The organism is Acinetobacter sp. UC24323 (assembly GCF_024151445.1).
Lineage (GTDB): Bacteria > Pseudomonadota > Gammaproteobacteria > Pseudomonadales > Moraxellaceae > Acinetobacter > Acinetobacter baumannii.
The window spans coordinates 138,349-146,941 of sequence record NZ_JAHIBY010000011.1 but is presented as its reverse complement, the minus strand read 5'-3'; the positions used below and the strand labels follow the sequence as shown (position 1 = coordinate 146,941).

The following is an 8,593-nucleotide window of genomic DNA, read 5'->3' as shown; positions in this document are numbered from 1 at the left end:
ATAATCATGAGAGAATCAAGGTGAAGCTACAAGGTTTATCCCCTGTACAATATAGAAACCAGTTTATAAAAACTGCTTAACTAACTGTCCAACTTTATGGGGGCAGATCATCCTACCGCAAAGAAAGGGGACGCAAGGGTCTAACGAATTATAGTAGAACTACAATTCGCTACGAGTTACGGTCTGTCAAAACCGACTGGCGATGTAGGCCAGCAGGCAAAGGATAATCGGAGGGGTTTTAGGTGTCAATGTGATATTGGCTAGAAATAAAGCTTTAAAAACTCTATAAAATAACTTTACTTAAGATTTAGTCATCCATTCTAGAATCTTTTATTTTTGAAATTTAAAAATATAAGTAAACTTAAAATGTACTCCGCTATATTAATTAAGACTTGGAATGCCGACTGATGCTTATTTTTCCTCCATAATACATAACGAACGGCTAATCCAAGGAAGGAAATGTTATTTTTATGGTTACAATAAGGGATTCAAACTAAAAAATGATTGTTGTTAGATCTAAAACAAGGTGAAGTTTTATATTAGCTAATTTTTTAAGAATTATTCTCTAATTTAACTAGTAAATTTATAGACCGATAAAATGAATAATTAAATCCATCTTATCGGCTTGCTAGAAGAGGTTTTTAAAACCTTATTTTTTTATTGTTTAATATATTTTGGAAATTCTTTTAAAACCTTATGACAAAAGTGGCCTTGTGTATCCTCTTTCTTCCGCTCTTCAAATTCCTTCATCCCAAATTTCATAACCTCTCTACCATATTTTTCGCCGAGATCATGTTTAGTACATTTTGCGGCAGCCTCTTTTAACTCTTCTGAATAATAGTGATAGTTACAGTCAAGTTGAGCTCGGCTTAAAAAACCATGGAGCTCTACTGCTTTTTCGCATTGTGTTTGCTCTAGAAGATTTCTAGATTCTTGACTCGCATAAATTGATGTTCCTACTAATAAAGTGAAAATCGTTACTAAAAAATTACGCATTATTTCCCCGACAAAGTTATTAAAAGTATTAGTCATAATATTACGGGCGTATTAAATAATAATTATCACTAAGTGTCTATTAATAATAAAGAAAACAGGATAACCTTCTTCTCTTTCGAATATTTAATCACCTTATTAAAATTATGTGATTAAGTTTTAACAAGTATATATTATTTATTTTACTCGCTTATTTAATTGTTAAATTAGTACTTTGATTAGGAATTAAAGTATGCCTTTTTTTGACTTTCAATAATAATATTTAGCCATTTAGGAGATTTAATAAGATTCTTGGAAAGATGAGCGCTATGATCAATAAGAATATATTTATTATTTAACCAATATTTGATGATTCTAATGTATGAATCAAAAATTCCTGATATTTGATTTTTGGGTAAGATCCGCAAAGAGCACTGTTTAGTCACCCTTACTGAAACAGTGCTCTTTGCTTCATCACAACTCCTATCCAGTAGAGTCCGATGCATAGAAATAGTGTATGGCTGTGTCGCTCAAAATGTTTACTGAATTTTCAGTTTTTTTAAATGATATCAGCATAAAAATCACGTATATTTAAAATTAACAGAAGAATCTTCTTTGGTTTATATTTTGAACAGCACAGAATACACACTAGATCGCATAGATCGGAAAATATTATCTGCCTTACGTAGAAATGGCCGTTTAACGGTTGCACAGCTCGCCGAAGAAGTCGGGCTTTCATCTTCGCCTTGCTGGACTCGACTCAAACGTTTAGAAAGTCTAAAAATTATTGAAGGCTATACCGTAAACGTAAACCCCAAAGCGATTGGCATTCATGAGTTGTTTTTTATTGAAATTACCCTAGAACGCCACGATGATGAAATGTTAGAAAACTTTAGCGAGGCTTTGGCAGATATTCCGGAAGTGGTCGAAGCGCATTTAGTTACGGGCGACTATGATTATTTGGTGAAAGTAGCCGTAAAAGATGCCGAGCATTACGAACGTTTTTTACGTAAAAAGCTCTACTCGATTAAAGGAATTCGCCACACGCGTTCAACCTTTGCTTTACGACCACTTAAATCTGCCAATACTGCCGATTTAATGTTGATTGAATAATTTACTTATAGAGAGGGCTTTGGGTGGTTCATTGTTTTAATTTGATTTTATTCAATGTTACACATAAAGCCCTTTTGTCAGCTTCTTTAAGTTGAGGATGCTGAACAGGCCACATATAGCTACAGCCATGAGGTGCTTTGTTATTATTTTTCTTAAGTTCATAGGCGATATTTTTTAGCAGCTCCGTGTTTAAAGCGCTAATTTTTACGCGTACTTCGCTTAAGTCTTGAGGCTTCCAGTTGGTTTCCGGACTCGACAACCAGTCGGCGCGGTAACGGTACTGGATTGCTTTAGCCACATCCATTTGCGCCACTATAAATGGCTTTACTGTTTCGCTGTTAAGCCCAAAAGCGTCAGCTTCAGAAAGCGATTGATCGAGTACTTTCTTTTCTTGTGTTAAATCTTCAATCGGTAAATGCTGCTCTGCCTTATAGCCTGCAACATCTTTCATATAAGATAAACGTTCGTTAATTAAACGCGCGGTTTGCTCATATTGATATGCTTGTGCCAGTGAAGAAAAGCACATCAAAGCTGCCACTGTAGTCGCTACTTTAACCGTTTGTTGAATATTCTTAATATTTAACATTTAAGTACCTTCAAAATTATTGTTCTGTTGTCATTCCAAAGCAGTACTCTATTTTAAGAACACTCGAAAGTAAAATCTCAAGACACGCTAAGCTCTTGACTCCATGCAGTGTTAGGTTGTTGATAGATGTGCTGACAGACTTGTTTAACAGATGAAATAAAGTGCTGGTTTTGCCCATCCCATTTTTCCACCATACAATATGTCACGTGTATTCCTTTGGGCTGAAACTCTCTTGCCAATGACTGCGATAACGCTCGAATACTCGCAAACATGCTTTGGCTTAACACATCGTAGTGAGTGGAGTTATTAGATGGCGCTCCAAGAAAAATAACAGTGCCCCGCTGCTGCTTTAACATTGGTTTAATCACTGCTTGTGACACGCTCGCTGCGCTTAAACCCGTTGTTTGCCAACTGTGCTCAATTTCTTCTAAAGATAAAGCTTCAATATTTGGCGCAGATGAAAAATTTGGCTGAAACACGCATAACTCAATGCTATGACTATGGCTGGCAATATATTTTAGTAAACTTTTTAAATGCTCAGTATTCACCAAGTTTAAACGGACACTCGTTATGCCATCATTTACACGGTTTACTTGTATATTCTGAACGCTAGAATCATGTACAGCTTGATAGACATGCAATGGAGATTGCTCATTTTTGTCTAAAATTACAAAGTTCTGGTCAAGTAGTTCTATATCATGACCTGCAATAACTACACAGCCCTGCTTTTTTTGAAACTTCTGAAATATTGTTTTTAGCATATGAGTCTCTCAAAATTTTTCTTGGTATGGGCGTAAATCTAGCTCATGTGTCCAAAGCTCAGGGCTTTGCTGGTAGAGCATCCAATAGTTGTCGGCTATGGCATTAATATTGAGTCCACCCGTCCCCCGTGTGAGACGAATGAAACGTCCTAGACCAAATAAAGCTTTATTAATTCTGTCGCCATCCACCATTCCATCAATAATGACATGAGCAATATGAATGCCTTGAGTTTTATAAATTTGAGCTAAATTTAACGCATAAGTCCGCAAGGCAGATTTCCCCATAGTGAAAGCTGCGAAAAAAGGCTTTCCACGTAACGAAGCACTGGCTCCGGTAAAAATAAGCGTACCGTGGTTTTGTTCTTTAAATATTTTTAAACAGCTTTGAGAAACTAAATAGGCTGATAAAAAAGTGGATTGCCACATTTGAGTAAAAAACGATAGCGGACTGCGTAAAAAAATTGAGGGAATATTTCCCCCAACATTATGAATAACTGCAGTAATGCGTTCATTCTGACTTATGATGGTGTCAAACAATGCCTGTACTTGATTGATATCTTCTGCATCTAGACGAAATGCCACAGCTTCACCTGCATTGGCATGGATTTCGGCAGCTATTGTTTCAATTTTTTGGAAAGTACGTCCAGCAACGTAAACTTTTAAGCCCTCTTTTGCAAAGCGATGACAGACAGCAGCACCAATGCCCTGTGATGCCCCAACGCCAATAACAACTGCACAATCTCGTATTTTATCTGGTGTTGCTGATGCCATAGTCGTCTCAACCTGTTTGTTTTTTATACCATTCTGCCATAAATGGACGATCCAAGATTTCCTTACCAAACTTCTTACTTGTACGAATGACTTCACCAAGTTGAGCAACTACAGCTATGTCTGCAATCGTTTGATTCTCACCCACTAACCATTCACTTTGTGATAAAACCTGCTCAATACGGTCAAGGTGTCGTATAAATTCTTCTTCAACATTTTCAGTCTTCATTCTGCCCAAGCCTTGAAAGAAAAGCTGTGTTTTTAGTTCAGCTAAAATAAAACCCTTCACCATAGGTTTTTCATATGCAGGGCGACCAATATTGCTAATACGAATTGCTTCTTCTAAAGCTTCCGAATCATTTACCCTTAAATATACTTCATAAAAATAGAGTGATTCATCTGCCCAGTCTTCCCAAAGTTCTGCAAGTGCTTTTTGATTTGCGTCTTCGGGATAAAGTCGAGGTGTATCCGGAAAAGTTTCGTCTAGGTAGCGAGCGATACGGGTACTGTCTTGTATACGCTGCCCTTTATAGTCAATAACAGGTACTTTGCCCACTTTACTGAGCAAAGGTACTTTCGCTCCAAGAATGCCGTTGTAATTAATCGTTTCGTATGGGATTCCCTTAAATTTCAAAGCTCTTGCAACTTTTTGGCAAAATGGAGAAATTTCCCATTGATGCAAAATAATATCCGACATTTATTCACCTTTATTTTTAATTGCCTGTTTTACTATTCAGTTCCTTTTTGGAACTAATTATTAAATATACAGGATGTCTTTTTAAGTCAAACTGTTTTTGATGACGACCAAGTTTCAAAAACTAAGAATATTTTAACTTTCTCTTTTTGTACTCAAACTATTTTGGACAATATCAAAGGAATTACGCGGATCTATTGAAATAAAAGATCCACGTATAGTCTTAAAATTAATAAGTCACTGTCACAACAACACTATCAGAATAGTTTCCCGGTTTAGTTGAAATGGAAGTGCCTTGCGGAATTTTTCCATAAACGGGTGTACTTTGGGCGCTACCTGTACCAGTTTTTGAGACTCCACCTGAACCACCAACATTGGTTACACCTCCTGTGGCATCCCATACCGTACTATAGTTAGAATCTTTATATAGCTGATAGGGAATATAATCATTATTGTCATGAATCATACGCCTAAAACCACCAGCTATGCGGTGGTTTCCATCCCCTAAATAAATGCTATAAGGTGTTCCATAGTTGCAGGTAGTATTCACTGCTCCTTGAGCTGTGTAATCACGCTTAGTCGTACCAATATCATTAATATTGCCGAAATCTACAGTTGAAGTTGAGTTTAATTGGCACAGACTTGGGACCACAAAGTTTGCTGTTAGTAATGTATCACCAGAATCCCAGCCACCAAGTAAATCACCACATGACAAACCCAAAAGATCCATATCCCAATACAACCGAACCGAAGCCGTATAGGTTCCTTTAGGATATGCAATGAGAGACCCTGTTCGAGCTGGTACTTTTATATTTACCGAGTAACTCACAATATTATTTGATGCGACTGTTGCTACTGGACCATACCACACATTGGAGGTTTGGTTGGTAGTAGAAGAGCCAGCCCCGCCTACAGTTGCAGTAACTGTATAGGGTAAAGTCACACTATTATTCGCAGTGGTTGCTCCTGTAAATACGGTTTTCATACACATAAAATTAGAAATCTGGGGAAGTCCTAAATTCGTACAAGTAATTGTTCCTGAAAGGTTTACGGTTGCATCACTATTAATATTTGCTGCAGTGTAATTAAAAGTACTATTTGTAGTCCCGCTTACCGTGCAAGCAGCTTGTGCAGGACTAAAAAATGCATAAACGAGATAAAATAAGCAAATGCCTATGAAGTATTTTAAAGACCGTGGAAGTTTTTTATAGCTCTCTATTTGAGCCTTATTCATAAAATTTAATGACATACATAAGGTCCCAATTTTTTAGTTGAGTACTGATTACTGTTATAGGTAAAGTCAACTTGGCATGAGCCATGATCAAGAAGATCGACTACAAGTTTGTTTTGTTTTAATAAGTTTGAAATAAACACTTCACCCTCATAGCCAACCACTCCATCTTGCTGTCCATTAATTTGAACGCTATACCCCGGTAATAACGGTGAGTTATTTTTATCAACAAGTTTCACTAATCCTGAGATGACCTGATGTGCGCCAAAATCAATCATTGTTCCTTGGCGATAACCTACAACAGTTTTTTGTTCAGTGGAGTTAACGCTCCAATTTAGAGGCAAGAATGAAGGATCTAAATAAATATGGTTCTCTTGATATGGCATGAGACTAGGAATCAAAAATCTCCCTGATTTATCCGTAAAGCCTAAATTTACTCCACCATTTAAGATTTGGCTTTGCGGGCCTGCATTAGTGACAACAGCATATCCATCTCCAATTTCATTGGCCGCAAAGAGCCGTCCTGCTGCAGCTACCAAAGATCCCGTTGCCGAAAGAGCAACCTGATCGTTATCTCCAATTCGGTTATAGCGACCTGCCAAATAAGCAGCACGGGCACGGTAAGAGGCATAGATTGATGCATTGTTGTCGTGGTTATCTTGATCTCGCTCAACATAGCCTCCCCATCCAAATGACCCAATTTGCGGGTCCGACAAACCGAAAATTTCTTGTCGATAACTCAATCTACCGCTGTCGCTAGAAACACTAGTAATGGCATTGAATTTATTCGAAGGTGTATATCGCAGCGCAAAGTAAATACCGTAGTCCTTGTGATTTTCATAATCTTTATAGGCAGAGGTATAAAATCCCCAGTTCTTGTTCAGGCTTCCACTTAAATTGGCCGATAGCAGTTTATATTGATTATCGCTATATTTAATCTGGTTATACCCCAGATAGGCCCCATAACCTGCATAAAAGTTATAGTTAATTCCTGCCCTAAAAATTTCATCTGCCAACGCACTGTAGTTGAGGTAGTTTTGTGACTCAGCATCGCTCTGATTATCTTTTAAATATCGAACCTGAGATACTCGTGCCAAATCAAAATAGTTATCGAATATTTTGCGGTAACTGGTGTTAAAAGAAATATTTTTACTAATCCGCCCTTCTAAACCCAACAAGGCAGAATAACCGTTTTCATCTTTATACTGGCTTGCTGCAATATCAGCATTAATCACTCCAATACCGAACAGGTTCTTGGCAAAGCCTGTTCCAATGTTAGACAAACCATCTGTTGAAGCCTCTACCCCACCGCTTAAGGTTAATGAGTTGCTGTAACCATATCGAATTGCCCCTGATGCAAAGGTAGCATCGTCATAATCGTTCGAGTATAGGCCATAGTTATAGCGCGGAACCCCAACATCCACTGAAAACTCATTAATACCTTTTGCCAGAATCTTGGATGAAAAATAGTAAGGCTTTTTGGTAATGCTCTGCCGACCAGTAGCATCCGTAGTTACAAGTGTGACCTCATTTCCGGAAATAAACGGGAGCTGTTTAATATCAAAAGGGCCTGACGGGACAAGTCCTGAATAAATCTTTTGCTGGTTAACGTATAAATCCAGTGTTGAAGGCAGTGCGGCTGAACCGGAGAATTGTGGCAGTGCCGAAGTGACAATATCGCCACGTTGAGTATAGGCACTCGACCATTGAAAGCCTGCAAGGCGGACGCTGCTGCCCCAATCCGAACTATTGGAGATAAAGTCCCCTAGGGTATATATCCTGATCTTTTCAGGGTCTACATATTGCCATTTACTTTCCAGACGTACCCATTTTTCGTGGCTATAACTATTTTCATCATTTCCGTTATATAACACACCAGACGAAAAGTTACCGATCGCACTGTTGAAAATTCCCTCTGCCGAACCGGAGAAAACATTCTCATCATTAGTTATGGTGTGATACAGACTATAGTTCAGGATTGCAGCGTTTAAAGGCTTTATTTTAAGTAGCTGCGGACTGGTGATCTGCTGCCCTTTTAAGTCAACCGAATAGCCTGTCATCATGTGAGGGGGTACTTGCAAGTTTAAAGACTGCTCATTCTCCAAGAATTTAAACCGGATATCTTTAAGCTCATTAAGACAAATCCACTGGCTAACAGAAATGGACTCATCCATTTTTAGTCTTAAAGTTTTTAAGTCACGGGCACGGATATATAATTTTTTATCTTGATCTTGTCTTACGGCTACTAAATCCTCAGAAGGGTTGGAATTAATAGAAATATTTAAAAAAAGCTGTGCAACGTTATTATCTTGCTCCTGTTCATTCATCTTTATCTGCGTGTTTTTACTTTTGCTGTCAATCGTATCCGGAATACTTGGAACCGGCACATTCGTATTGTCCTGTAACTGTTCAGCAAAAGCATATGCAGGAAGATATGTAACACATAAGACACCTATAATATATTTCAT

Annotated in this window: 9 protein-coding genes; 2 read left to right on the top strand and 7 right to left on the bottom strand. The window is 37.8% G+C overall.

Annotated elements, in window-relative coordinates; translation table 11 throughout:
- Nucleotides 1-80 (top strand): IS3 family transposase (locus tag KNQ97_RS15320; protein ID WP_146050574.1); only part of this gene is annotated, 80 nt, incomplete at its 5' end.
- 577 nt (nt 81-657) lie between these two features.
- Here KNQ97_RS15320 and KNQ97_RS15315 read toward each other — a convergent pair.
- A complete protein-coding gene (locus tag KNQ97_RS15315) occupies nt 658-996 on the bottom strand; it encodes a hypothetical protein (RefSeq protein ID WP_001243511.1) in 339 nt (112 codons plus the stop codon).
- A gap of 603 nt (nt 997-1,599) precedes the next feature.
- On the opposite strand from KNQ97_RS15315, the gene KNQ97_RS15310 reads away from it, so the two are divergent.
- On the top strand, nt 1,600-2,085 hold the full coding sequence (locus KNQ97_RS15310) for an Lrp/AsnC family transcriptional regulator (RefSeq protein WP_001089197.1): 486 nt from the start codon (nt 1,600-1,602) through the stop codon (nt 2,083-2,085).
- A 28-nt stretch (nt 2,086-2,113) separates the two neighbouring features.
- Here KNQ97_RS15310 and KNQ97_RS15305 read toward each other — a convergent pair whose 3' ends face one another.
- From KNQ97_RS15305 to KNQ97_RS15280, 6 genes are all read right to left on the bottom strand, one after another.
- The gene (locus KNQ97_RS15305; protein ID WP_000932090.1) at nt 2,114-2,671 is read right to left on the bottom strand and encodes a chorismate mutase; all 558 of its coding nucleotides are present in this window, start codon (nt 2,669-2,671) and stop codon (nt 2,114-2,116) included.
- Between the two features lie 77 nt (nt 2,672-2,748).
- Complete coding sequence (locus KNQ97_RS15300) at nt 2,749-3,432, bottom strand: SDR family NAD(P)-dependent oxidoreductase (protein WP_253612424.1); 684 nt, start codon at nt 3,430-3,432, stop codon at nt 2,749-2,751.
- A gap of 9 nt (nt 3,433-3,441) precedes the next feature.
- On the bottom strand, nt 3,442-4,203 hold the full coding sequence (locus tag KNQ97_RS15295) for an SDR family NAD(P)-dependent oxidoreductase (RefSeq protein ID WP_098714104.1): 762 nt from the start codon (nt 4,201-4,203) through the stop codon (nt 3,442-3,444).
- Between the two features lie 7 nt (nt 4,204-4,210).
- Nucleotides 4,211-4,897: a glutathione S-transferase family protein gene (locus tag KNQ97_RS15290; protein WP_253612423.1), complete on the bottom strand. Its 687-nt coding sequence runs from the start codon at nt 4,895-4,897 to the stop codon at nt 4,211-4,213.
- A 226-nt stretch (nt 4,898-5,123) separates the two neighbouring features.
- Nucleotides 5,124-6,143 (bottom strand): spore coat U domain-containing protein, encoded by a 1,020-nt coding sequence (locus KNQ97_RS15285; protein WP_000055764.1) that lies wholly within the window; start codon nt 6,141-6,143, stop codon nt 5,124-5,126.
- Entirely contained in the window at nt 6,134-8,593 is a 2,460-nt protein-coding gene (locus tag KNQ97_RS15280) for a fimbria/pilus outer membrane usher protein (RefSeq protein WP_253612422.1), read from the bottom strand. The genes KNQ97_RS15285 and KNQ97_RS15280 overlap by 10 nt, the downstream gene beginning before the upstream one ends.